We start from the raw sequence: 23,446 nt of genomic DNA on the forward strand, positions 1-23,446 counted from the left end.
AAGAAAAATGCCCGGCGCAAGCGCCGGGCATCCATTCCCGAAAAGATTCGGATGTTTACTGCTGAATGTAGGTGTACTTGCCGTCGTCGCCCTTCTTCCATTCATACATAACGTAGCCGGGAGCCGTGGAGTCACCCTTTTCGTCGAACGACATGTCGCCGAGGACGGTCTTGAACGGACCCTTCGTCCGCATAGCTTCTGCCACCTTCACGGGGTCATTTGTACCTGCTGCATTAGCAGCAGCTGCGATCGACTGCATCGCTGCATAGGAGTAGAGCGTATAGGCTTCCGGCTCAAAGCCCTGAGCGCGGAACTTCTCGACCAGATCCTTGTTTGCAGGGGCAAGGCGTGGATCTGGACCGAACGTGTTCAACGTTCCCGCAACTGCATCACCGGCAATCGATGCCAGTTCGTTCGACACAATACCGTCGCCCGATACTAGCGTAGCCTTGAGGCTCTGATCCGCCAGCTGACGGATGATCAGGCCGGCTTCCGTGTGGAGGCCACCCCAATAAACGATGGAAACGCCCGCCTCCTTCATCTTGGCGATCAGCGCCGAGAAATCCTTGTCGCCAACATTGACACCTTCATACATGGCTTCTGTCAGACCAGCGCCATTCATGGCCTTCTTGGTCTCATCAGCCAGACCCTGTCCGTAAGGTGTCTTGTCGTGGATGATGGCAATCTTTGCGTCCTTGAACTTCTCTGCCAGATAAGCGCCCGCAATAGTGCCCTGCTGATCGTCACGGCCGCAGGTACGGAACGTGTTCTTCAGACCACGTTCGGTGAAAGTCGGGTTGGTAGAAGCTGGCGTGACCTGCATGATGCCGTTCTCGGCGTAGACTTCGGAAGCCGGAATTGAGACGCCGGAGTTGAAATGACCGACAACGAACTTGACACCATCAGCTACGAACTTATTGGCGACAGAGATGCCCTGCTTTGGATCGGAACTGTCGTCGCCCAAAGCGATCTTGATCTGCTCGCCATTCATGCCGCCATTGGCATTGATTTCAGCAGCTGCGGCTTCCGCGCCTTTTTGCAACTGGGCACCAAACGCGGCGTTGGCTGATGTGAGCGGGCCGGCAACACCGACCAGTACGTCCGCCCATGCGTTGCCGCTAAACGCAACAAGTGCGGTCAGCGCAACTGCGGACAACAGTGACTTTTTCATAGAATAACTCCCATTAAACTAAGGTGAGCTTGGATTTCCCGTATCATGCGACCCACCCATCTCGCAGACGGTATAGAATGCCGATTTCCCGGCACTTGTCACGCCGATTTGATCCAAATCAGCGTGAATGGTGAATGCGCGAAGCCAAACGTGCAGATTTGCGTTCAGTTTTTCGACTTCCACGAAAGAAGAGAGGTCCGCTCGTATAGCCAGCTATACTGGCTGACCATCTGGTCAGCGCGCGTATAACGGAAACCGAACGTGCCGATGATCAGAAGCACGACCGCATCAACCAGATAGAAGTGCAGCGAGAACATCGTGCCGTTGAAGAGCGCATGATGGATAAATCGCACCGCAATGCCCAGCAACATAAGATAAAGGATAAGCGACGGATAGGAGCGCCAGGTCTGTGCACAGGCGCGTCCGGTCATCCATGCTGCCCACCCACCAAGCAGGCAGGTGACGAAGAAAAATTGTAAAATAGAGGGTTCCTCGTAGAGAATTCCCTGCATGGTAGTTCTCCTCCTAGTGCCTGCCGCCTTCGAGATATGCTGCGCGAACTTCCGGGTCGGCCAGCAACTCCTTGCCGGTACCGCTCATCGTCACCTTCCCGTTGACCATGACATAGCCGCGGTCGGCGAGTTTCAGCGCACCGAATGCGTTTTGCTCGACAAGAAACACGGTCAGGCCCTGCGATTTGTTTAGTTCCCGGATCGCGTCAAAGATCTGTTTAACAATCAGCGGCGCCAGGCCAAGCGAAGGTTCGTCCAGCAGCAAAAGTTTAGGCCGCGCCATCAGCGCACGCCCGATAGACAACATCTGCTGTTCGCCCCCCGAGAGCGTACCCCCGCGTTGGACAATCCGTTCCTTGAGGCGAGGAAACAGCGTGAACACCTTCTCCACGTCCTCATCGAAGTACTCCAGATTGTCGAGGCTGGCGCCCATCTGGAGGTTTTCTTTGACCGTCATCCGCGGGAAGATCCGGCGGCCTTCTGGCGACTGGGCGATCCGCATGCGCGCGATTTCATGCGTTGGCATTTCGGTGATGTCAGTGCCCGCAAATATCACCTTGCCGGTCCGCGCCCGTGGCGAGCCGAATATGGTCATCATGAGGGTCGACTTGCCAGCTCCGTTGGCCCCGATGAGGGCAACGATCTCGCCCTCGTTGACGACCACATCGACGCCGCTGAGCGCACGGATGTTCCCGTAGTAAGTCTCTACATTCTCGACTGTGAGCAGCGCTTTGGCGGCCATTATTTGCGTCCCCCGCGCTTGGTGGTATTGGCTAGTGCAGCACTTTGCTTCGCCAGAACCTTGGCCTGGCTGCGCCAATCTTCGCGCTCGATGCGACCGTCAAAAGCCAGATAGGCTTCTGCTGCCTCGATATCGGACTTCTTCCACGCTGCAATCTGATCAAAATGGAAGATGCCGTGTTGATTGAGCTTGCGCTCGTTGACCGGCCCAATGCCCTTGATGTCGACGAGGCGGTCAGCCTTGCCGCCACGCGGTGCTTTCAACGTGTTGGACAACGTTTTTGCTGAGGCAGCAGCTGAAGGCTTGGCAGGTTTGCCAGTTACGGGAGGTTTTGCCGAAGCGGACGCCTTGGACGCTGCGGCCGTAGAATGTTTTTTGGCAGACGTTGCCGCTTTGGCTGACAGAGCACCGCTGGCGCGCGCTGCGCGCGCTTCCACTTGGCCCGACTTGGATGCGCTACGGGAGACCGTAATACGCTCACCATGCGAATCGCTGTGGCCGATCGTGTCGCTCACAGCCCCCGCCATCATTGAAGAGGACGATCTTGGGCCGTGTGCGCGATCCGGCTCAGCATCGAATTTTTCGATGACATCTTCATCGCCAACTTCTGTGAGTGCAGTCTCCACCTCATCATCGTCGACGCCAAGATATGCCGCGATTACTTTGGGATCGTTCTTGACTGATGTCGGGTCGCCATCGGAGATCTTGCGACCGTATTCCAGCACCACGACATGGTCTGAAATTTCCATGACCACCGACATGTCGTGCTCGATCAGCAGGATTGATGTGCCCGTCGTGTCCTTGACGTCGTTGAGTAGCGCGTTCAGTGCGGCGGACTCGCGCGGGTTTAGCCCTGCCGCAGGCTCGTCGAGGCAAAGGAGCTCCGGCCCCGTGCACATAGCGCGGGCAATTTCCAGCCGGCGTTGTGCACCATAGGGAAGATCCCCCGCCGGATCATCGGCGCGATCAATAAGTTCAGCTTTTTCGAGCCAGAATTTTGCCAGTTCGACCGACTTTTCGGATGCCTTGGCATAGCTGCCTATGCCCAGAAGTCCAAGGAACGTATAGCCCGACGCCACCATAAGCTTGTTGTGTTGGGCAACCAGAAGGTTTTCCAGAACCGTCATTCCCGAGAACAGACGGATATTCTGGAAGGTCCGGGCGACCTTCGCCTTGGCGGTGATCTGGAAATCGGGCATCCGCTCCAAAAGGTAAGTTTCACCGCCCTTGCGGGTCATGGTGATCATCCCCTCAGTTGGCTTGTAGAAACCAGTGATGCAATTGAAGACCGTAGTCTTGCCGGCTCCGTTGGGGCCGATCAGCGCGGTGATCTCCCCGCGCCTGGCCTCGAAGGACAGATCGCCAATGGCCACGAGCCCGCCGAACTTCATCGAAAGATGCTCAACCTTGAGGATGGCGTCTTTCACGGGTTTTTCCGCCTTGGCCATCAGCCGTGTCCCTCTTTGGTAAAGTCGCTGGATACGGCCTTGCTCTTGCGCAGGAAGGCCGTGGGTTGTCGACTGCCAACGAACCCGCGAGGCTTCCAAACCATAACCACCACCATCGCAATACCAAAGAGCAGCATGCGGTAAAGTTCCGGCGTAAAGTCAGGCCCGAAGACAAGTTTGAGGAACTGCATCTCGCGCAGAATTTCGGTGCCTCCGATCATCACGGCAGCGGCTATGGCAATGCCTGTCAACGAGCCCATTCCACCCAACACAACAATGGCCAGAATGACTGCCGATTCCAGGAAGATAAAAGACTCAGGGCTAACAAAGCCCTGTCGCGCTGCAAAGAATGACCCGGCAAATCCGCCAAACATCGCGCCGGTTGCGAAGGCAGTAAGCTTGGTAGTCGTCGTATTGATACCCAGCGATCGGCAGGCGATTTCATCCTCGCGCAGTGCCTCCCAGGCCCGCCCGACCGGCATACGCCTGAGACGCATAGTAACAAACGCCGTGAGTAGGCACAAAAGCAGGATCAGATAATAGAGGAATATCTTGTAGTAGACGCCCGATTGCGGGATGTCGAAAACCTTGGAGATGTAGTCCGGGTCAGACACATTAAAGGAGAAGAGGCCAAAAAAGCTTATCTTGGGAATGCCGGATATACCAGACACGCCATTTGTAACTTCGCGCCAGTTGATCAGAACCAGACGGATGATTTCGCCGAACGCCAATGTGACAATCGCCAGATAGTCCCCGCGCAATCGCAACACTGGGAAGCCGAGGATGACACCCCACATGGCAGCCATCGCGCCAGCCGCTGGCAAAAGAATCCAGAACGACCAGCCGAACTCCGTGCCAAGCAGTGCGTAGGAATATGCCCCCACTGCATAGAAGGCGACGTAGCCGAGATCGAGCAGGCCAGCGAGCCCGACGACGATGTTCAAGCCCCAAGCCAGCATCACATAGATCAGTATCTGGATGCCGAAATTGTCAATCCATTTCAACGAGCCCTGGATGCCGGTCATTGAAATGACGATAGCCGGAAACAGGAACAGGAAGACAAGGCCGAGAGTCTGCCCATGGCGTGACAGGAAGGTCGGCTCTCCCATCACAGCGGTCTTTACGCGCGCCTTGGCTGAGCTTCGCCGCGCTACCGCCGGCAGGACGTAGGCGACGTAGAGGAAGCGCCCCACAGCAGCGATGGCGACCATGATAGCCAGCATTCCCCAGCGCTGGACAACAACAAGCTCGTTACGGATGTTCTGGTCGGTTTTCAGCCCGACTAGGAGGACGAAGAGCCCTAATGCGATAATTCCCGCATAAAGGCCCTCCCGGAGGGCTTTGGCAAACACTGTGCTTTCAGCCTTGTCCGGTGCGACGTGGGATACGGCCATCGATTATACCTTTTCGACTTCCGGGCGGCCCATAAGGCCGGAGGGCATGAAGATCAGCACGATCGCGAGGATGGAAAACGCCGCGACGTCCTTGTAATCGATGGAGAAGTAGGCCGACCACATGCTCTCGATAAAGCCGATCAACAGGCCGCCGAGTACCGCACCTGGAATGGAGCCGATGCCCCCCAGCACCGCTGCAGTGAAGGCTTTGACACCGGGTACGAATCCGTCGGAAAAAACCACGACACCATAATACATGAGGTAGAGCGTGCCGGCGACGGCAGCGAGCGAAGCGCCCATAACGAACGTGATGGAGATGGTGCGGTCGACATCGACGCCAAGCAGCGCCGCCATCTTTCGATCCTGCTCGCAGGCGCGCTGCGCCCGCCCTAGCGACGTCTTGTTGACCAGGTACCAGAAGATAGCCAGTAGCAGCACAGTCACGACTACGATCACAATCTGCTTGGCCGAAATGCTGATGCCGTAAACTTCATAGACTTTGGAAATCATCGGGGGGATCGGCTTGTTGCGCGGACCCTGCGTAACTTGAACGAAATTGGACAAGACGATCGACATGCCGATGGCAGTAATCAACGGCGCCAGTCGGAAAGAACCGCGCAGCGGCCGGTAGGCCAACTTTTCAATGGTCCAGTTGTAAAGACTCGTAAGCAGCATCGCCACGACCATCATGATCAACAACGCGATCACGACCGGCAACGAACCAAGGCCAAGTCCGATCAGAACGAGAAATGTGATCAACGCTCCAAAGGAGCCGACCATGAAAATATCGCCATGGGCGAAATTGATCATGCCGATGATGCCGTAAACCATCGTATAGCCGATTGCGATCAGGCCATAGATGGACCCCAGCGTCAGCCCGTTTATAAGCTGCTGGACGAAATATTCCATGTATACGCGACTCCCCGGGAATGTCGCCCGTTTCGGGTCGCATTCCTATGATTTGTTCCCCTTTACGCACCCTGCCGAGGCTGGATTGCGCCGTCAACTTTTATCGCGGCATGCGGCATGTTTGCCTGCAGATGAATTGCCGATGCCAAACTTGGCCTGCCTGGTCCACGCGGAAGCTAGCATTGGCCTAACGCAATGTCTTTGACTAATCGTCTCGATTTTTCAAGACCCACCGAATAAGATTGCAGACTTTCTGACATTTTTGGATATTTCTTGCAATTGGCTCGAAAGGCCTTCTATGGTTGCTCCGGGTGAAAATGCGCTCAATTGACGACAAAACCGCGCGCAAATGGATCCCGATCATCGATGAAGATCGTGTTGTAGCCGGTTAAACGAGCCCAACCGCCAATGGACGGAACAATCCCTTGCCCGTTGGCTATGGGCACTTCCTGCTCGACCCTGCCGTAAAACAGAGATCCGATGATGGATTCGTGCACGAAGTTTGCCCCCACCGCGAGCCTTCCCTTGGCGTGAAGTTGCGCCATGCGCGCTGAAGTTCCTGTTCCGCACGGCGAACGATCAATGGCCTTATCGCCGTAAAACACCGCATTGCGGGCATCCGCTCCCTGCTGGCTCGCAGCCCCGGTCCACAATATGTGGGACAAGCCCTTAATAGCCGTATTTTCTGGATGGACGAACTCATAGGCTTCGTTGAGGCGTTTGCGCAGAAGCGGGCTCCACGCCACGAGATCGCCTGCTGTGTAGTCCGCCATGTCTCGAAAATTCTGCTGTGGCTCAATGATGGCGTAGAAATTGCCGCCATAAGCGACATCCACTGTCAGCGCCCCAAGCACCGGACATTCGACCGAAAGCCCCTCGGCGTAAAGAAAGCTTGGGACATTGGTAATCCGAACCTCTTCAACATAGTCGCCGTCCTGCCTGTATTGGGCTACGACCAATCCCGCTGGGGTGTCGAGCCTCAGCGTCCCCTGCGTCTTCGGCTTCACCAGCCCGTTTTCCAGCGCAAAGGTGACAGTGCCAATGGTGCCGTGGCCACACATAGGCAGGCAGCCCGATGTCTCTATAAACAGGATGGCGATGTCGCAATCCTCGCGTGTCGGCGGATATAGGATAGAACCAGACATCATGTCGTGGCCGCGCGGTTCAAACATCAAACCGGTACGGATCCAGTCATACTCGGCCAGAAAATGCGCGCGCCTTTCCATCATCGTATCACCCTTCAGCAACGGTCCGCCGCCGGCAACCAGCCGCACGGGATTGCCGCATGTGTGGCCGTCAATGCAGTGGAAGGAATGCCGTGCCATTAAGCCGATGCTCCGAGCTAGAACCGTTGCGGGGAAAAAGGTGCAATATCGATTGCCGACTTTTGGCCGATCAACAGATCGCACACAAGGCTGCCGGTGGCCGCAGCCTGCGTCAAGCCAAGATGACCGTGTCCGAATGCATAGACGATGTTGGAATGATATTTTGCGCGCCCAATTACAGGCAGCGAATCGGGCAGCGACGGACGAAACCCCATCCATTCACGGCCACCACTAGTCTCCAGCCCCGGCAAAAAGCGCTTTGCCTTTTCCAGCATCGCTCTCGATCGGGCGAAATTGGGTTTTCGTTCCAGCCCGCCAAACTCGACCGCACCACCGACACGCAACCCCGTGGCAAGCGGCGTGATGACAAAGCCATGGCCGGAAAAGATGAGCTGCCGCCGCACATCAAAGGCCTCAACGGGTAGCGTCGTATTATATCCGCGTTCGGTCTCAAGAGGAAATTTTTCCCCCAGCTGTGCGGCAAGCCGGTGCGACCATGCGCCCGCAGCTAGGACAAGGTGGTTTGCGACAAGTGTTCGGCCGTCGGCCAGCGCGACTATCGTGCCCGCTGCGTCAGCACCCAGCGTTTCGACCCTGCCCTTGATAAACTGCGCGCCTCTTGCTTCCGCGTATGCCCAAAGCGCCCGACCGAAATCGCGGGGATCGCTCACTGTCTTCCAACCCGGCACAAAGGTAGCAGCCACGAACCGGGGCGAAAGTCCGGGCTGATAGTGTTCGATCTCGTCTCGCTTCAGATGGCGATAGGGGATGCCGAACCGGTCGCGCGCAGCCCAGCCCAATGCAGCGGCCTGCAACTCGTTCTCGCTCTCATAAAATTCAAGCGAACCATCTGATCGGACCATCCCCTGAACGCCGGCGCGTGCAACCAACCCGTCCCAAGAGCGTTCGGCATGCGCCATCAGTGTGGCCTGCGCAGAAAGGGAGGACTCCAAGCCGCGCGGGTTGCCTGCGCGCCAGAACCGGTAGAGCCAGGGCATCAAGCTTGGCAGATAGGCCGGGGGGATGGATAGCGGTCCAAGCGGATCAAGCAGCCATTTCGGCGCGCTCTTTATCAAGCCCTTGTGGGACAACGGCAAAATGTCCGAAAATGCGAGTGCACCGGCGTTGCCGGAACTTGTTTCCTCGCAGATGCCGGTGCGATCGATCACCGTAACGTTACAGCCAACTTCTGCGAGATACGCCGCGGTGGCAATGCCAATGATGCCGCCGCCGATAATGGCGACATCGAGCGGTTCTGTTAATGCGGTCCCGAGAGACAATGCGGAGGCACCCCTGCCTGAAGTTGGATAGATTACGCCGCTTTCGCCAACCCGAATGCGGGCAGTTCCGGCCGCACTGCAAGTGCATCCCTGACGATTCTCTCGGCTGCCTTGCGTCGCTCACCTGTAAGCGGCTGGCGTGGCATCCGCACGCGGTCATTGGTACCGATGGCGAGCACCTCTGCCAGCTTGATGTTCTGAACCAGATAACTGGACACATCGAGATCAAGCAAAGGCCGGAACCATCGATATATAGCAAGCGCTTCGTCGCGACGGCCTTCCTTCATCAGTTGATATATCGCCACCGTCTCGCGCGGAAACGCCGTGACCAAGCCTGCTACCCAGCCGATGGCACCAACAGAAAGCGCTTCAAAGGCGAGATTATCGACGCCAGTGAAAAGGTCAAACCGGTCACCGAAATGATTGATGATCTCGGTCGAGCGACGGATGTCATCCGACGATTCTTTAATCGCTACAAAAAGCGGGTCGGAAGCAAGCGCCTCCATCACCTCGATAGTGACATCCACCCGGTAGGCAACGCGGTTGGAGTAAATCATTACCGGCACCCCGCCGGCAGCGGCAACCGCTTTCAAGGCAGCAACCGTCTCGTCGGGGTTGGTGTGGTAGATGGGGCTCGGTACAATCATCAGGCCATCGGCTCCCGCTTTGGCAGCCCGGCGCGCCATCTCCGCGGCCTCACGTGTGCCCGCCTCGTTGACGGTGAGCATCACCGGCTTGTTTCCGGCGACCTTGCGCGCTGTTTCCATCACCGAGAGCTTTTCGTCATGACTCAGCATCGGTCCCTCACCCAGAGAACCGGCGACGATGATGCCATCGCAACCGGCTTCCATCTGCAGCGCAAAGCAGCGCTCCATCTCGGCATGATCAAGGCGATCATCCTCTGTGAACTTGGTCGTTACCGCCGGAAAAACTCCGCTCCACATAGTACTCTCCATCTGATATATCTGTGATATACGAGCAATAATGCAGCCTGTCAATCTGCGATGAGCCCTGATATATCAAAAATATATGAGATATGGAGCACTCCCTTGCTGGATGAACCCGCAACTTTTACGGAATCGGTCACGTCGCGGGCTTACCGCGCGCTAGAACGCATGATCGTAACGCTGGAACTGGCGCCGGCATCGATCACCACTGAGGGCGCGCTAATCGAACTGGTCGGGCTTGGCCGCACGCCGGTGCGCGAAGCAATCCAGCGATTAGCTTGGGAAGGGCTTGTCGAGGTTCGACCGCGTTCGGGCATCGCGATTGGGGCCATCCACCCCGCAGATTGGCTTCGCGTCATTGATGCAAGACGCGGCGTCGAGATCATTCTGGCGCGTGCCGCCGCCCGCTATGTAACACGCGGAGCTGCCGAGCAACTGTACGACGCTGGGATGGCAATGCAGAAAGCCGTTGTTGCAGGAAACGTCATCGCATTTCTTGAAGCCGATAAGGCTCTCGACGAAACTATGGCCACGGCTTCCGACAACCCGTTCGCCGCACGGCTGGCGGCACCCTTGCAGACCCACAGCCGCCGCTTCTGGTTTCGCTTCCAGGCCGATTCAGGCCTCGCTCCAGCAGCCGAACACCATGTCAGCCTGATTCGGGCGATCGTTGATGGAGACATGCAAGGAGCCGGAAATGAGGCAGACCGGCTGATGGGCCTGCTTCGAGCCAACGCAGAAACCGTTGCCAGGCGGTAGATCTGTCCGACATCGAAACCTTGTCAGAAGCATCCGACATGGCCGCCCTGAGTAGCCTCGGCGAGTGGTTCAACACCCGCCGCGGTTTTGGTGGTGCCTGCGCGTCAGTTCATCGTCGGGATGACAAACTCGGCGCCGTCCTTGATGCCAGAAGGCCAACGCGAGGTAACTGTCTTGGTTTTGGTGTAGAAGCGGAACGCATCCGGACCATGCTGGTTGAGATCGCCGAAGCTTGAGCCCTTCCAGCCACCAAAAGTGTAATAGGCAATCGGCACTGGGATGGGTACATTGATGCCAACCATGCCAACCTGCACGCGGCTGGCAAAATCGCGCGCCGCATCGCCGTCTCTGGTGAAGATGGCAACGCCGTTGCCCATTTCATGCTCGTTGGCGAACTGTATTGCTTTTTCGTAGTTCTGCGCGCGCACCACCGAAAGCACCGGCCCAAAGATTTCTTCCTTGTAGATGCGCATGTCGGCGGTAACATCGTCAAACAGGCAGCCTCCCATGTAGTAGCCATTCTCATAACCCTGCATGGAAAATCCGCGCCCATCAACGGCAAGCGTCGCGCCTTCTTTGACGCCGATATCGACATAGTTTTTCACCCGCTCGAGCGCTTGCTGGGTTACCAGCGGACCGAAATCGGCAGATGAGTCCGTCGAAGGACCGACTTTCAGGCTCTCCACACGCGGGATGAGCTTTTCCATCAGCCGGTCCGCTGTTTCCTTGCCAACCGGAACTGCAACCGAGATCGCCATGCAGCGCTCGCCAGCCGAACCGTAACCGGCGCCGATCAACGCATCCACGGTCTGATCCAAATCGGCATCTGGCATAATAATGGCGTGGTTCTTGGCGCCACCGAAACACTGTACGCGTTTGCCGTTGGCGCAGCCTCGCGAATAGATGTACTGCGCAATCGGCGTTGAGCCGACAAACCCGATAGCTTTGACATCCGGGTGATCCAGAATGGCATCCACCACTTCCTTGTCACCATTCACGACGTTAAGGACGCCCTCCGGCAGACCGGCCTCGACAAAAAGCTCTGCGATACGCATCGGCACGCCCGGATCGCGTTCTGAAGGCTTCAGAATAAAGGCGTTGCCGCACGCGATCGCTGGGGCGATCTTCCACAACGGGATCATGGCAGGAAAGTTGAAAGGCGTGATGCCGGCGACCACCCCAAGCGGCTGGCGCATGGAATAAACGTCGATGCCGGGGCCGGCACCGTCGGTAAATTCGCCCTTCATCATATGGGGCGCACCAATACACACCTCGACGACCTCAAGCCCACGCTGAATATCGCCCTTGGCATCGGCGATGGTCTTGCCATGCTCGCGCGCCAGAAGCTCGGCCAGCGAGTCATACTCCCGGTTGACCAGTTCCAGAAACTTCATCAACACGCGCACGCGCCGCTGCGGATTGGTGGCAGCCCAACCACGCTGCGCTTCCTTGGCGTTCTGCACCGCCGCATCCAGCTCGCTGGCCGAGGCAAGCGCGACGCTCCCACGAACCGAGCCGTCCATGGGCTGCATGACGTCCTGCTGGCGCCCGCTAGTGCCGGCAACATTCTTGCCACCGATAAAATGTCCGTACGTGACCATGGCACTCTCCTAATCGTGAATTTTCGCCATTGTCCTTCGCTTCAATCGAAATGGCAACGCGAGCGAAAAACCAGCTGTTGTGCGTAAAATAACGTACACTGTTCTTTCGCGCATGAAATGGTGCAGTCTTCCACAACATCAGAATGGACAGGACATGCCGATGAATTGGGATGATATTCGCGTATTCTTGGCGGTCGCTCGCTCCGGCCAAATTCTTGGCGCGGCCAAGCGGCTGGGCCTGAACCACGCCACCGTGTCGCGCCGTATTGCCAGCCTGGAGGAAGCGCTTAATACAAAACTGTTCCGCCGCCTGACCACCGGGAGCGAAACAACCCCCGCGGGTGACAAATTCCTCATAGTGGCAGAGCGTATGGAAGCCGAGATGATCGCTGCGCGTGCAGATATTTCCGGCGAAGGCGACGAGATTTCAGGGACCGTGCGGATAGGCGCACCAGATGGCTTTGGCGTAGCCTTTCTGGCCCGCCGGCTGGGTATTCTGGCGACAAGTTATCCCGAACTCTCCATCCAGCTCGTTCCGGTGCCTAAATCCTTCTCACTGTCACGCCGTGAAGCCGACATAGCCATCACGGTGGAACGTCCAACAGAGGGTCGGCTCGTCGCTTCAAAACTGGTTGATTACTCGCTCGGCCTCTACGCGTCTAAATCCTATTTCGAAGCGTACGGCTTACCGCAGAATGCAGCCGACCTCTCCCGCCATCGCCTGGTCGGGTACGTGCCCGATCTGATCGCCAGCGCTTCGCTCGACTATTCCGGTGAATTCATGAGCGATTGGCAAACGAAATTTTCGATCTCCTCGGCGCTGGGGCAGGTGGAGGCGGTGCGCGCAGGTGCAGGTATTGGCATTCTTCATGCGTTCATCGCCCGAGACCACGCCGAGCTTGTTGCGCTTGCTGGTATGCCAACTATCCGACGCGCCTATTGGCTGGTCTACCACGACAGCGTGCGCCGGCTGCGTCGCATCCAGATCGTCGCACAGTTCATCGCGAGCGCTGTAGAAAAAGAACGCGCCTTGTTTCTGTGACCGTTAGCCGTAGCGGCTCAGGCCGAGTTCCCGCACATCGATCTCTGGCTTCTCCCCAGAAATAATATCGGACATCACTTTTCCAGAGCCGCACGCCATCGTCCACCCCAAGGTGCCATGGCCGGTATTGAGATACAGATTCTTGGGTCCGGCTTGCCCGATAATAGGCGGGCCATCGGGCGTCATCGGGCGGAGCCCGCACCAGAAACTGGCCTTGGACAAATCGCCGCCGTGCGGGAAAAGATCACTGACCGAATGAACCAGTGTCGCTTTGCGACTTTCAGTCAAATTCATGTCGTATCCCGCAATCGCAGCCGTGCCGCCGACGCGGATCCGGTCGCCAAGGCGCGTGATTGCCACCTTGTAAGTTTCATCCATTATGGTCGATTCCGGCGAACCCGCCTTATCCGTGATCGGCAAGGTGATCGAATAGCCCTTGATCGGGTAGACCGGAGCCTTCAACCCAAGCGGCTTCAGCATGATCGGCGAATAGCTGCCAAGCGCGACAACATAGGCATCTGCCTCCAAAAGGCCGGCGCTGGTGGCAATACCGGTTACTGCGTCACCCTGGCAAACTATCCGATCGATACGTGTGCCGAAGCGGAATGTCACGCCGTTCGCGGCTGCGTGTTGGGCAAGCTTTTCCGTGAAAATTCGACAATCGCCGGTCTCGTCGCCTGGAAGGCGCAGCCCACCCTGGAACTTTCCCCGCACGGAGGCGAGTGCCGGTTCAGCGCGGATGCAACCTTCCCGATCCAACACCTCATAGGGAACACCAAACTCCTTCAGCACTGCAATGTCGTCCGCCGTGCCATCGACCTGTTTCTGTGTCCGGAAAAGCTGCAATGTTCCTTGCGCGCGCTCGTCATAGGAGATTCCGATATCGGCCCGCAGCGCCTTCAACATGTCGCGGCTGTATTCAGCGATGGGCACCATGCGCGACTTGTTCACCGCATAGCGCTCCGCAGTGCAGTTGCGCAGCATGGCCAATGTCCACGACCACATGGCAGGTGAGAGCAGCGGCTTGATGACCAGCGGCCCGTGCTTCATCAAAAGCCATTTAATCGCCTTGAACGGTACTCCAGGGCCTGCCCACGGCGAGGCATAACCGGGCGAAATCTCCCCCGCATTGGCAAAGCTGGTCTCCAGCGCCGGCCCTTCCCGTCTCTCCACCACCTCTACCTGATGGCCGGCTTCGACAAGATAGTGCGCCGTTGTCACCCCGATCACACCGCCGCCAAGCACGAGAATCTTCATTCGTTCAGTCCCTGTATATTGTCGTCAGGCCGCTGAGGGCCCGGGGTCGTCATCTGGTCCATTCCGGGCAATCGCAGGAGGCGGGATACTCGCTGGTCTTACCGGAATATTGGAAGAAGATACAAGTCGAAGGAAGGGGGCACCCGTACGTCCAGCAACATGGGAATGCGCAACCCTGCGCTGCGCCGCCTCAGGCTGAAAAGCGATCGCTTCGATGAAGAGGTGCTCGGCGCTGCCATCCTGTTTGGCCACAGCAACTGTGTCACCAGCGCGGTGGCCAAGCATTGATAGTCCGCGTGGGACACCTATGGGAATAGTCATCCCAACCAGTGCCCGGATTTCTCCTTGTACCAGGATGCGCGTCAGCGGCGCTCCATCGTCGACGCGAAACACCACGCGACTGTTCAAAGTCACGACATCCGCCTCGATATCCTCGCGAAACCGCACCAGTGCTGCCCCCAGCTTGCGGCGCAGAAGTGGCTCCATTGGATCGCCCCTTCCGCAGCAACGGTCGAGCATGGTTTCGAGGATGGCATAGTCCTTGGTGGTCAGGCGCGGAACAGTGTTCATCGCACGATCTCCTTCCGGCAATCTCAGGCGAAATGGAATTCTTAATGGCTGTTCAGGCCGCGACCGGCTGGTGTACCGAAACCAGAGTGATCTCCATCGGGCGACCATCATGGGAGGTCCAGTGGGCAACCTGACCGACTTTCAGCCCTATCACCGCGACGCCAAGCGCGCTCAGAACGGAAATGCGGCCTGCGGCAAGGTCAGCGTCGCCAGGATAAACCAAAGTGACACTACGGGTAACACCGGCGCTGTTCCGGTATTCGAGGCTTGAACCCATCCGCACGACCGAATCGGCAACTTTGCGGTCCGGCACCACATCGGCGCGGTCCATCTCTGCAAGCAGGGCTTCTGCCACATCAGGCATCCGTTCCTGCACCGCCAACGCAAGGCTGGAGAGCCTGTGATAATCTTCCTCGCCCACAACAATGTTGGTTGGGCGGCGTTCGCGTTGAGCGCGCATGATGACAATCCGTAACTTCCAGCGCCAGGCACAGGGCCGGGCGTCCGCTAAACATGTAATGCAACCTCACCCGTGAAGGAGGATTGCGTTGGCTTATGCGTAATGGAAGATCCCCATGGCCGCCGGCGCATACGGCGAAGCCAAGGGGCTAGGATCCCGCGATAGGGCAGATCCGGAAGCAGCAGGCGCTGCGATGATGTTCAACGATGCACATGGTACGAGCCAACCCCAGGGGGAACGAATTGTCAAGGTCGAAGCGTAAAGGGCTCAGGCGCCGAGATACCTCCTGTGGTAACGCTGGCCAAGGCCTGTCAGGATTTCATAGCTGATGGTGCCGGCGAGAGAAGCAATCTCGTCCACACTCTGGTCAACCCCTATGAGATCGACAAGGTCGCCTGCATGCAGCGTCTCGGGCGGCAGTGCCGAAATGTCGAGGATGATACTGTCCATCGAGACGCGCCCTACGAAGGGCAGGCGCGTGCCGTGATAAAAGGCTGATCCCCCCACCCGGCGTGGCCAGCCGTCAGCATAGCCAAGTGAGATGGTTGCGGTTGTAAGGGGCTCATGCGCCAAGAATGCATGGCCATAACCAATCCCATCGCGAGCGGCAACCGGTCGCGTCTGGATGACCCTTGCCTGCAGGCCAACGACAGGCTGCATCGGGTTTGCCCAGCCAGGAACAGGATTGCCACCGTAAAGCGCAATCCCGGGGCGCACCAAGTCATAGAGATAGTCCTTGCCCAGAAATATTCCTGCCGAGTTGGCGAGGGAGATCGGCGTTTGCGGCAATTTGCTGCGCAGTATGTCGAAATTGTTCCGCTGCTGTGCATTTGCCGGGTGACCCGGCTCGTCGGCACAGGCCAGGTGGCTCATGATCAAAGTAATCGAAATGCCGGCGAGCGCGGCATGATCCGCGGCGATGTGCTCCACTTCCTTCGGGGCCATCCCGAGTCGCGCCATGCCGCTATCGACCTGCAGTGCGGCAGCACACACGTTGCCCACACGGAGCGCAGCCTGTCGCCAGGCAGCGAGTTGTTCAAGGCTGTTGATCACGGGACGTAGATCGTGCGCAATAGCTTCGGCTTCGCCACCCGGTGGAACGCCGTTGAGCACGTAAATGTGCGCGGAAGAGCCAAGGATACCCCTCAATGCGATACCCTCGCTGATGTGCGCGACAAAGAACGTTGAACAGCCTTCCGCACTCAGCGCAGGCGCCACTTTTTCTGCACCGATCCCATAGGCATCTGCCTTGACGACTCCGGCACATTTCTGCACCCCACCTGCCAAGCGGGCCAACTGCCGGTAGTTCGCGCGGATCGCTCCAAGATCTATCGTAAGAACAGCGCCTGCCAGATTCTCCGGGTCGCAATCTCGGTCCACCATAGCGTTACCTGTCCTACATTCGCCCGCAGGTCGTCAGCACTGATATCCTAGTCTCTCAATCGCGGTTCCGTTGCAAGGGGCGAGCCGGTAGACACTGCGCGCCTTGACATCGTCGTCCTCGTCAGCCACCTGAGAACCATAAAAGCTCGGCTGAACAAGGTGCCCGGCCATGGCCTATTTTGCATCCCCCTTTGACCGACGCACCTCCATTGGCGTCGATGTCGGCGGCGTCTTGGTTGGTGGCGGCGCGCCCGTGGTCGTGCAATCGATGACTAATACCGACACTGCCGATATTGACGGCACGGTTGCGCAAGTTGCAGCGCTCGCCAAGGCCGGTTCGGAACTGGTGCGCATCACAGTTGATCGTGACGAGAGCGCGGCCGCTGTGCCGAGAATTCGCGAACGCCTTGATAGACTTGGCGTCGGCGTCCCGCTGGTTGGAGACTTTCACTATATCGGCCACCGCCTGCTCGCCGACCATCCCGATTGCGCACAGGCTTTGGCAAAATATCGCATTAACCCAGGCAATGTCGGCTTCAAGGATAAGAAGGACAAGCAGTTCGCTGATATCGTCGAAACGGCGATCCGGTTCGACAAGCCGGTGCGTATCGGTGTAAACTGGGGCTCGCTCGATGAAGTTCTGCTGACCCGCCTGATGGACGAGAACCAGACCAACGGCTCGCCGCTCACGGCCAATCAGGTGATGCGAGAGACGATTGTCCAGTCAGCCCTACTATCAGCGGCTGCGGCCGAAGATATCGGCCTGCCGCGCGAAAAGATCATCCTGTCGGCCAAGGTCAGCCAGGTGCAGGATCTGATCGCCGTCTACGCTGAACTCGCAGCCCGCTCCAATCACGCGCTGCATCTTGGCCTGACCGAGGCCGGGATGGGCACCAAAGGCATTGTGGCTTCCTCGGCGGCCATGGGAATTTTGCTACAGCAGGGGATTGGCGACACCATTCGTGTGTCGCTGACGCCTGAGCCGAACGGTGACCGCACCCGAGAGGTCCAGGTGGCGCAGGAGCTCCTCCAAACCATGGGTTTCCGACAGTTTATCCCCATCGTTGCCGCCTGCCCTGGCTGCGGCCGCACCACGTCAACTGTTTTTCAGGAATTGGCGCAGAACATTCAAGGTGACATTCGAAGAAACATGCCCATATGGCGCGAGCAATACCCAGGCGTCGAAGAGCTTAAAGTGGCGGTGATGGGTTGCATCGTCAACGGCCCAGGCGAATCGAAACATGCTGACATCGGCATCTCATTGCCTGGCACCGGCGAGACCCCCACAGCTCCCGTATTCATCGACGGCAAGAAGGCTGCGACACTACGAGGACCCAAAATTGCCGAAGAGTTCCAGGCCATGGTGGCCACCTATATCGAAGCCCGGTTCGGGCGCGGAAAACAGGCGGCGGAATAGAGCATGAGGATAATCCCGAAGGCGGCAGTGCTGCTTTGCGGGGTCATAGCATTTACACCCGCCAGCGCCGAGCCCGATTCCAACGTCACCACCAAGCCGACAGTCGAGCGCATCTGTCAATTGATAGAAACATATGCCGACAGCCAAAATCTGCCCCGCGAATTCTTCGCCCGGCTGATCTGGAAGGAAAGCCGTTTTGACGCCACTGCTGTGAGCCCCGTCGGCGCAGAGGGTATCGCCCAGTTCATGCCTGGCACGGCAAAAATGCGGGGCCTTTCAGACCCATTTGATATTGAGCAGGCTATTCCGGCCTCAGCCAAGTATCTTGGGGAACTGAAACACGGTTACGGCAATCTGGGACTTGCGGCCGCAGCCTATAATGCAGGGGAAACACGTGTATCGCGCTGGCTGAAATCCGGGGGCTTTCTTCCTCTTGAAACAGAGGATTACGTGCTCGACGTGATGGGCGAGGCAGCCGATAGCTTTACCAAGGCAAGCTATCAGGGAGCCGTGCGTGCACTCGATCCCAAACGCACCTTCGAGGAAGCCTGCCGGAATCTGCCAATCATCATGGCGGCCACTGTACCGATGTCTCGGATCAGGATCAAACCCTGGGGAATCCAGGTAGCAGGCAATTTCCGTCGCCAGGCAGCGGTTCGCCAGTGGGATATCCTGCGCAAGCGTTTCCCCGGTTTGCTGGCCGGCCATAGCCCTGTGGTCAGCCGCATCAAGTCGCCACGCGGGCGCACGGGCATTTATGCAGTTCGGATCGGAGCAGAATCGCGCGGCGAGGCCGATGTAATCTGCCGCAAGCTTCACACCGTAGGCGGGGCCTGCATCGTGCTCCGCAATCGGTAAACTGCGCCATCAGGCTGATTGAGCGAGCGCTGCCCCCGCCGGATGGTCCAGCCACATGTCTATTTTCGAGGCAAGACGATCAGGCGAAATCGGCTTGGATAGATAGTCATCCATGCCCGAGTCGATGCACTTCTCGCGATCGCCCTTTAGCGCATGTGCGGTCACGCCTATAATAGGTGTATGAACGCCAGTGCCTTTCTCCGCGGCCCTGATTGCTCGGGTGGCCTCGTACCCGTTCATTTCGGGCATCGACACATCCATCAGGATGAGCCGCGGCGCCAGCGCTCGGTACATCTCGACGGCTGTGCGGCCATTGCTGGCGATCCTATAGCTCAAATCCAGCCCATTCAAGATTTGACCGAACACCAACTGGTTCACATCATTATCTTCAGCAATCAGGATATCAAGGCCGGACAGCGTTTCCCGAGTCTCGCGGCGCACAGGCTTTAGGGGATGCGCAGCCTGCTTGATCTCTGTTGGTGGCGCGATGAAGGAGGGTCCGACCGTTTCAGCTTTGATCGCAACGTTTCGTGCCTTCTGGATTGCACCCACCACAGCAGCTAAAAGCGTGGCTGATCGCGCGGGTTTGGTCAGATGCGCGGCAATCCCGTAATCGATGAACAAGCGGCCAAAATCCACCTGATCGACCGAGGTGAGAAGGATCACAGGCATTTGTGCATGGCGCCCGTCAGCGGCAATCTTACGTGCAACATCAGATCCGCTCATCCCGGGCATCTGATAGTCGAGGATGACGCAGTCGACTGCCGCGCCAATCTCTGCCGAGCGCTCCAAAAATGCGAGCCCAATGGGGCCATTCTCAGCGGCAGCACATTCAAAGCCCCAAGTCTTCAATTGCTCCAGCAGGATATCTCGGTTGATGGGATTGTCGTCGATCACCAACACGCGCGCCCCGGTAACGTCGACAGGAACTACGTGGGCGGGTTTTTCAGTGGCACAGACAGGAAGAACAATCGTGAACCAGAAGGCCGAACCCCGTCCGGGCTCAGATTTAACCTGAATGGCGCCGTTCATGATTCCAACCAATCGCGCCGCTATGGCAAGCCCGAGCCCGGTGCCCTCGTGGCGACGCGTCGAGCTTCCATCCACCTGAGCGAATTTTTCAAAGACTCCCTCGAGCTTTTCTGGCGGGATTCCGATGCCGGTGTCTTCCACACGTACAGTCAGCGCGAGCATATCGCCGTTGAGTTCTCCAGCAACGTCAATTAGCACATGGCCGCGCTCAGTGAACTTGACTGCGTTGCCCAAGAGGTTGGTGATGATCTGCCGGAAACGCCCGACATCCCCCACAACCGATTCAGGCAGCCTCGGGTCTACCCTTACGATCAGCTCGAGATTTTTCTCCGCAACCCGGGCTGACAAAAGTGTGGCCACGTCCTCCACAGCTTCCACTAGGCGAAAGGGAACCGGATCAAGCATTAACTGCCCGGCATTGATCTTGGAGAAATCCAGGATGTCGTTAATGATTGTCAACAGAGCGTTGCCTGACTTCACTATCACATCCGTGAATGTCTTCTGGCGCGGCGTTAGGTCGGTACGGGCCAAAAGCTCGGCCATCCCCAATACGCCATTCATCGGCGTTCGGATTTCGTGGCTCATATTGGCAAGAAACTCGGACTTGGTACGATCCGCAGCTTCTGCTCGGCCAAGAGAGGCCGATGATTGTTCAAATGCCCGCGAAATTGCCTGTTCCATGGGCCGGAAAATCGAAAAGGCTACGATGCCGAGAGCCAGCATCATGAGCAGGCTGGAGGCAGCCAGGAGCCGGTCGCTCACAAGTTCCGTTTCCCGGCGCTCTCTGTCCAGCGCCGATCGCGCACGCGTAAGCATGGGCAGCGCAAAAAGGTCATTTTGATTGCGAATTTCTCGAAACGTCCATTCATTGATGCTGTTCGCATCCGAAATCGATTCCAAGTTTCTGACAATGTCCCGTGCAGACCAGAACAGATCTCCGTTGATGGACGCGGTGTCGATTTCTCTGGCATTTTCCGGGTTGAGACGCGGCTCCAGCACGCTGTAAGTCTGCTCGAGCTTTGCGATATCAGCGGTAATTCTCATCGCATGCTCTCGGGCAGCAGCGTTCAGTTCGGCCCGTGTTTCCGCTCTCCAAGCGCTCGATGTATGTTCAGCGAAACTGGCGGCTTGTCTGAGATGCTGAAGAAGCGTCATCGATGCTTCTGAACCCGCGTCTAGCTGGTTCCGATAAGAATTGAGTTTCGTCATCGCGAACAGGATGGCGGTCGCGACAACCGCTATCAGCAAGAGGCCTGAAAGATACCGGACCCGGATCGAACGGATAAATGACGAATACTCTGGCACGCGACCCCCGAACCACTCCAGGCAATGCCCGGCGGCATGACCCATAACTTGGATTTTCGTGATCCCGATCACATATCATTTACGTTAAGAAACGGTGTCGCACGCCGGTCGAGGTGGGAAGATCCGCATTGTGCCCCACAACAAGTGACAACGGAGGTGCTAGTTCCGCCGCGCAGCAACAAAGCTGGCCGCAGCATTCAGAAGCACAGCATCGTCGCCATAAGGTTGAAGCAAGGCCTGTGCCTGGGCAACAAGCCCCTGCAGTTGCTGACGCGCCCACGCGCCACCATACAATGCCGCCAATGTTGCCTTGCCCGCTGCTTTGTCCTTGCCCGTAGCTTTGCCCATCGTGCCGGCATCGGCAGTCAGGTCGAGCAGATCGTCGGCAAGTTGGAAGGCCACACCGATGCCAAGTCCGAACTCAGCGATGCGGGCCCTTTCGGCCTCCGATGCTTCGGCCAGGATCGCACCTGCCTCGCACGCAAAACGGATTAGCGCGCCGGTCTTCATAGCCTGAAGAGTCAGAATTCCGGTTTCGTCCGGCTTTGTCGACTGGGCCTGAAGGTCAAGCGCCTGGCCGCCTGCCATGCCGCCCGCTCCAGATGCTCGCGCCAGACCCAGCACCAGCTCAGCCTTGACCGCCGCCGGCAACTCAGTGGCCGGATCAGCGATAATATCGAAGGCGTAGGTCAACAGGCTGTCACCGGCCAGTATCGCCGTCGCTTCGTCGAAAGCACGGTGCACCGTTGGCTGACCACGCCGCATGTCGTCATTGTCCATCGCGGGCAGGTCGTCATGGATAAGCGAGTAGCAATGGACACATTCCACCGCCGCCGCCACGCGAAGCGCCGCCACGCCATCCGCTTGAAACAATCGCGCGCATTCAAGTACCAGAAATGGCCTCAGCCTTTTGCCGCCATTCAACACGCCATGGCGCATGGCAGCCATCAGTTGCTGTGGGCGCGCAATTTCACCGGTGCGCACATTGCCATCCAGCAGGTCGCGCAGGGTCGATTCAACGCGCAAAGCATTGAGCGCGAGCGCGTGTTCAAAGGAAGTGTCATCTGGCATTGTCATCGCGGCGAGCGTTGAAGCGAATTTCTGAACCGGTCAAGTCGTTTTGCATTCACCAATGGCAAACGGAATATCGTTCAAGCGTTGCGCTCTGCGCGCCACGCCTTTATGCGGTAGGAAGTTAACTCGGGGATTTAGGGCTTGACCGGGCCAACTGTCGATCCAGAACCGGAGAGGCTGGGGATGCCGCCAAAACGCAAGCGCGAGCCCAGCCGCAACCGGCTTGGCGTGCGACCGCGGACATGGCTGCGGCGCGGACTGCTGCTGTGTGGCGCGCTCGCCATGGTACCTGCTCTGCTGACGTTGCTTTATTGGCCGGCATTTGTGCACCCCATATCGACACTTATGCTGCAGGATCTGGTGAGCGGCAGGGGCTATGATCGCCGCTGGGTTCCGATAGACGAAGTGGCACCGCATCTTCTGCATTCAATTATTATGTCCGAAGACGGCCAGTTCTGTTCTCACAAGGGCATCGACTTTGCTGAGCTGAACCTCGTGATTGACGATGCCATGTCCGGCGAGGGAACGCGTGGCGCCTCGACAATCCCCATGCAGACCGTGAAAAACCTTTATCTCTGGGGCGGACGCTCAATCATTCGCAAGATACTGGAGGCACCCCTGGCGCTCTATTTGGATACCGTCCTGACAAAAAGACGGATCATGGAAATCTACGTAAACATCGTCGAATGGGGCCCTGGGATCTATGGCGCAGAGGCTGCTTCACAGCACCATTTCGGCCGCCCTGCCAAGGATTTGACCTTCGGTCAGGCCGCTCTCCTTGCCGTGTCCCTGCCCAACCCTATCGCCCGCGACCCGGCCAGGCCTGGGCCCGGCCTTCGTCGCCTGGCCACGCTGATCGAAAAGCGGGCGCGCAAATCCGGATATTACGTCGGATGCGTCAACTGAAGCCCGCAAGTACCCCGCTGCCGCGATAAAAATTCGCCAAAAGCGCTGGCCAAA

General features: G+C 57.8%; 21 protein-coding genes. 5 read left to right on the forward strand and 16 right to left on the reverse strand.

Annotation, left to right across the window (positions count from 1 at the left end):
- Positions 1-55: 55 nt before the first annotated feature.
- The 9 genes from GA830_RS03555 to GA830_RS03595 all read right to left on the reverse strand — a co-directional run bounded on the left by GA830_RS03555 (position 56) and on the right by GA830_RS03595 (position 9,725).
- Positions 56-1,171: a branched-chain amino acid ABC transporter substrate-binding protein gene (locus GA830_RS03555; RefSeq protein ID WP_195163735.1), complete on the reverse strand. Its 1,116-nt coding sequence runs from the start codon at positions 1,169-1,171 to the stop codon at positions 56-58.
- A 164-nt stretch (positions 1,172-1,335) separates the two neighbouring features.
- Positions 1,336-1,683: a DUF6867 family protein gene (locus tag GA830_RS03560; protein ID WP_195163736.1), complete on the reverse strand. Its 348-nt coding sequence runs from the start codon at positions 1,681-1,683 to the stop codon at positions 1,336-1,338.
- A 13-nt stretch (positions 1,684-1,696) separates the two neighbouring features.
- Positions 1,697-2,425, reverse strand: coding sequence for an ABC transporter ATP-binding protein (locus GA830_RS03565; protein ID WP_195163737.1), 729 nt, complete (start codon positions 2,423-2,425; stop codon positions 1,697-1,699).
- On the reverse strand, positions 2,425-3,873 hold the full coding sequence (locus tag GA830_RS03570; protein WP_258045548.1) for an ATP-binding cassette domain-containing protein: 1,449 nt from the start codon (positions 3,871-3,873) through the stop codon (positions 2,425-2,427). Before GA830_RS03570 ends, GA830_RS03565 begins: the two co-directional genes overlap by 1 nt.
- Positions 3,873-5,267, reverse strand: a complete 1,395-nt coding sequence (gene livM / locus GA830_RS03575; protein ID WP_195163738.1) for a high-affinity branched-chain amino acid ABC transporter permease LivM — start codon at positions 5,265-5,267, stop codon at positions 3,873-3,875. Before livM ends, GA830_RS03570 begins: the two co-directional genes overlap by 1 nt.
- Before the next feature lie 3 nt (positions 5,268-5,270).
- On the reverse strand, positions 5,271-6,176 hold the full coding sequence (locus GA830_RS03580; protein WP_195163739.1) for a branched-chain amino acid ABC transporter permease: 906 nt from the start codon (positions 6,174-6,176) through the stop codon (positions 5,271-5,273).
- Positions 6,177-6,499: 323 nt separating this feature from the next.
- Complete coding sequence (locus GA830_RS03585; RefSeq protein WP_195163740.1) at positions 6,500-7,501, reverse strand: 4-hydroxyproline epimerase; 1,002 nt, start codon at positions 7,499-7,501, stop codon at positions 6,500-6,502.
- A gap of 17 nt (positions 7,502-7,518) precedes the next feature.
- The gene (locus tag GA830_RS03590) at positions 7,519-8,781 is read right to left on the reverse strand and encodes an NAD(P)/FAD-dependent oxidoreductase (protein WP_195163741.1); all 1,263 of its coding nucleotides are present in this window, start codon (positions 8,779-8,781) and stop codon (positions 7,519-7,521) included.
- A gap of 32 nt (positions 8,782-8,813) precedes the next feature.
- Entirely contained in the window at positions 8,814-9,725 is a 912-nt protein-coding gene (locus tag GA830_RS03595; RefSeq protein ID WP_195163742.1) for a dihydrodipicolinate synthase family protein, read from the reverse strand.
- Positions 9,726-9,785: 60 nt separating this feature from the next.
- On the opposite strand from GA830_RS03595, the gene GA830_RS03600 reads away from it, so the two are divergent.
- Positions 9,786-10,487, forward strand: coding sequence for a GntR family transcriptional regulator (locus GA830_RS03600; RefSeq protein ID WP_195163743.1), 702 nt, complete (start codon positions 9,786-9,788; stop codon positions 10,485-10,487).
- A 104-nt stretch (positions 10,488-10,591) separates the two neighbouring features.
- Here the strand turns inward: GA830_RS03600 and GA830_RS03605 are convergent, their stop codons facing one another.
- Positions 10,592-12,088: a CoA-acylating methylmalonate-semialdehyde dehydrogenase gene (locus GA830_RS03605; protein WP_195163744.1), complete on the reverse strand. Its 1,497-nt coding sequence runs from the start codon at positions 12,086-12,088 to the stop codon at positions 10,592-10,594.
- Between the two features lie 160 nt (positions 12,089-12,248).
- Between GA830_RS03605 and GA830_RS03610 the strand changes: the two genes are divergently transcribed.
- Positions 12,249-13,130: a LysR family transcriptional regulator gene (locus GA830_RS03610; RefSeq protein WP_195163745.1), complete on the forward strand. Its 882-nt coding sequence runs from the start codon at positions 12,249-12,251 to the stop codon at positions 13,128-13,130.
- 3 nt (positions 13,131-13,133) lie between these two features.
- On the opposite strand, the gene GA830_RS03615 is transcribed toward GA830_RS03610, so the two are convergent.
- From GA830_RS03615 to alr, 4 genes are all read right to left on the reverse strand, one after another.
- Entirely contained in the window at positions 13,134-14,387 is a 1,254-nt protein-coding gene (locus GA830_RS03615) for a D-amino acid dehydrogenase (protein WP_195163746.1), read from the reverse strand.
- Positions 14,388-14,411: 24 nt separating this feature from the next.
- Entirely contained in the window at positions 14,412-14,957 is a 546-nt protein-coding gene (locus GA830_RS03620; RefSeq protein WP_195163747.1) for a nucleoside-diphosphate kinase, read from the reverse strand.
- A 52-nt stretch (positions 14,958-15,009) separates the two neighbouring features.
- On the reverse strand, positions 15,010-15,417 hold the full coding sequence (gene rnk / locus GA830_RS03625; RefSeq protein ID WP_195163748.1) for a nucleoside diphosphate kinase regulator: 408 nt from the start codon (positions 15,415-15,417) through the stop codon (positions 15,010-15,012).
- Positions 15,418-15,684: 267 nt separating this feature from the next.
- On the reverse strand, positions 15,685-16,800 hold the full coding sequence (gene alr, locus GA830_RS03630; RefSeq protein ID WP_195163749.1) for an alanine racemase: 1,116 nt from the start codon (positions 16,798-16,800) through the stop codon (positions 15,685-15,687).
- 169 nt (positions 16,801-16,969) lie between these two features.
- On the opposite strand from alr, the gene ispG reads away from it, so the two are divergent.
- Entirely contained in the window at positions 16,970-18,217 is a 1,248-nt protein-coding gene (gene ispG / locus GA830_RS03635) for a flavodoxin-dependent (E)-4-hydroxy-3-methylbut-2-enyl-diphosphate synthase (RefSeq protein WP_195163750.1), read from the forward strand.
- Between the two features lie 3 nt (positions 18,218-18,220).
- Positions 18,221-19,075, forward strand: coding sequence for a lytic transglycosylase domain-containing protein (locus GA830_RS03640; RefSeq protein WP_195163751.1), 855 nt, complete (start codon positions 18,221-18,223; stop codon positions 19,073-19,075).
- Positions 19,076-19,084: 9 nt separating this feature from the next.
- On the opposite strand, the gene GA830_RS03645 is transcribed toward GA830_RS03640, so the two are convergent.
- Together GA830_RS03645 and GA830_RS03650 are read right to left on the reverse strand one after the other, a co-directional pair.
- Positions 19,085-21,412 carry a response regulator gene (locus GA830_RS03645; protein WP_195163752.1) on the reverse strand — a complete coding sequence of 776 codons (2,328 nt, stop codon included), beginning with the start codon at positions 21,410-21,412 and terminating at the stop codon, positions 19,085-19,087.
- Between the two features lie 159 nt (positions 21,413-21,571).
- Positions 21,572-22,489 (reverse strand): polyprenyl synthetase family protein, encoded by a 918-nt coding sequence (locus GA830_RS03650; protein WP_195163753.1) that lies wholly within the window; start codon positions 22,487-22,489, stop codon positions 21,572-21,574.
- A 180-nt stretch (positions 22,490-22,669) separates the two neighbouring features.
- Between GA830_RS03650 and mtgA the strand changes: the two genes are divergently transcribed.
- Positions 22,670-23,392 (forward strand): monofunctional biosynthetic peptidoglycan transglycosylase, encoded by a 723-nt coding sequence (gene mtgA, locus GA830_RS03655; protein WP_195163754.1) that lies wholly within the window; start codon positions 22,670-22,672, stop codon positions 23,390-23,392.
- Positions 23,393-23,446: the final 54 nt, after the last annotated feature.

The sequence above is a fragment of the Mesorhizobium sp. NBSH29 genome (assembly GCF_015500055.1).
Taxonomy (GTDB): Bacteria; Pseudomonadota; Alphaproteobacteria; order Rhizobiales; family Rhizobiaceae; genus Neomesorhizobium.

What these genes read in the sequence shown, in the direction of transcription:
- GA830_RS03555 (WP_195163735.1), bottom strand. Translation starts at nt 1,171, where the DNA reads ATGAAAAAGTCACTGTTGTCCGCAGTTGCGCTGACCGCACTTGTTGCG.
- GA830_RS03560 (WP_195163736.1), bottom strand. Translation starts at nt 1,683, where the DNA reads ATGCAGGGAATTCTCTACGAGGAACCCTCTATTTTACAATTTTTCTTC.
- GA830_RS03565 (WP_195163737.1), bottom strand. Translation starts at nt 2,425, where the DNA reads ATGGCCGCCAAAGCGCTGCTCACAGTCGAGAATGTAGAGACTTACTAC.
- GA830_RS03570 (WP_258045548.1), bottom strand. Translation starts at nt 3,873, where the DNA reads ATGGCCAAGGCGGAAAAACCCGTGAAAGACGCCATCCTCAAGGTTGAG.
- livM (WP_195163738.1), bottom strand. Translation starts at nt 5,267, where the DNA reads ATGGCCGTATCCCACGTCGCACCGGACAAGGCTGAAAGCACAGTGTTT.
- GA830_RS03580 (WP_195163739.1), bottom strand. Translation starts at nt 6,176, where the DNA reads ATGGAATATTTCGTCCAGCAGCTTATAAACGGGCTGACGCTGGGGTCC.
- GA830_RS03585 (WP_195163740.1), bottom strand. Translation starts at nt 7,501, where the DNA reads ATGGCACGGCATTCCTTCCACTGCATTGACGGCCACACATGCGGCAAT.
- GA830_RS03595 (WP_195163742.1), bottom strand. Translation starts at nt 9,725, where the DNA reads ATGTGGAGCGGAGTTTTTCCGGCGGTAACGACCAAGTTCACAGAGGAT.
- GA830_RS03600 (WP_195163743.1), top strand. Translation starts at nt 9,786, where the DNA reads ATGAGCCCTGATATATCAAAAATATATGAGATATGGAGCACTCCCTTG.
- GA830_RS03605 (WP_195163744.1), bottom strand. Translation starts at nt 12,088, where the DNA reads ATGGTCACGTACGGACATTTTATCGGTGGCAAGAATGTTGCCGGCACT.
- GA830_RS03610 (WP_195163745.1), top strand. Translation starts at nt 12,249, where the DNA reads ATGAATTGGGATGATATTCGCGTATTCTTGGCGGTCGCTCGCTCCGGC.
- GA830_RS03615 (WP_195163746.1), bottom strand. Translation starts at nt 14,387, where the DNA reads ATGAAGATTCTCGTGCTTGGCGGCGGTGTGATCGGGGTGACAACGGCG.
- GA830_RS03620 (WP_195163747.1), bottom strand. Translation starts at nt 14,957, where the DNA reads ATGAACACTGTTCCGCGCCTGACCACCAAGGACTATGCCATCCTCGAA.
- rnk (WP_195163748.1), bottom strand. Translation starts at nt 15,417, where the DNA reads ATGCGCGCTCAACGCGAACGCCGCCCAACCAACATTGTTGTGGGCGAG.
- alr (WP_195163749.1), bottom strand. Translation starts at nt 16,800, where the DNA reads ATGGTGGACCGAGATTGCGACCCGGAGAATCTGGCAGGCGCTGTTCTT.
- ispG (WP_195163750.1), top strand. Translation starts at nt 16,970, where the DNA reads ATGGCCTATTTTGCATCCCCCTTTGACCGACGCACCTCCATTGGCGTC.
- GA830_RS03640 (WP_195163751.1), top strand. Translation starts at nt 18,221, where the DNA reads ATGAGGATAATCCCGAAGGCGGCAGTGCTGCTTTGCGGGGTCATAGCA.
- GA830_RS03650 (WP_195163753.1), bottom strand. Translation starts at nt 22,489, where the DNA reads ATGACAATGCCAGATGACACTTCCTTTGAACACGCGCTCGCGCTCAAT.
- mtgA (WP_195163754.1), top strand. Translation starts at nt 22,670, where the DNA reads ATGCCGCCAAAACGCAAGCGCGAGCCCAGCCGCAACCGGCTTGGCGTG.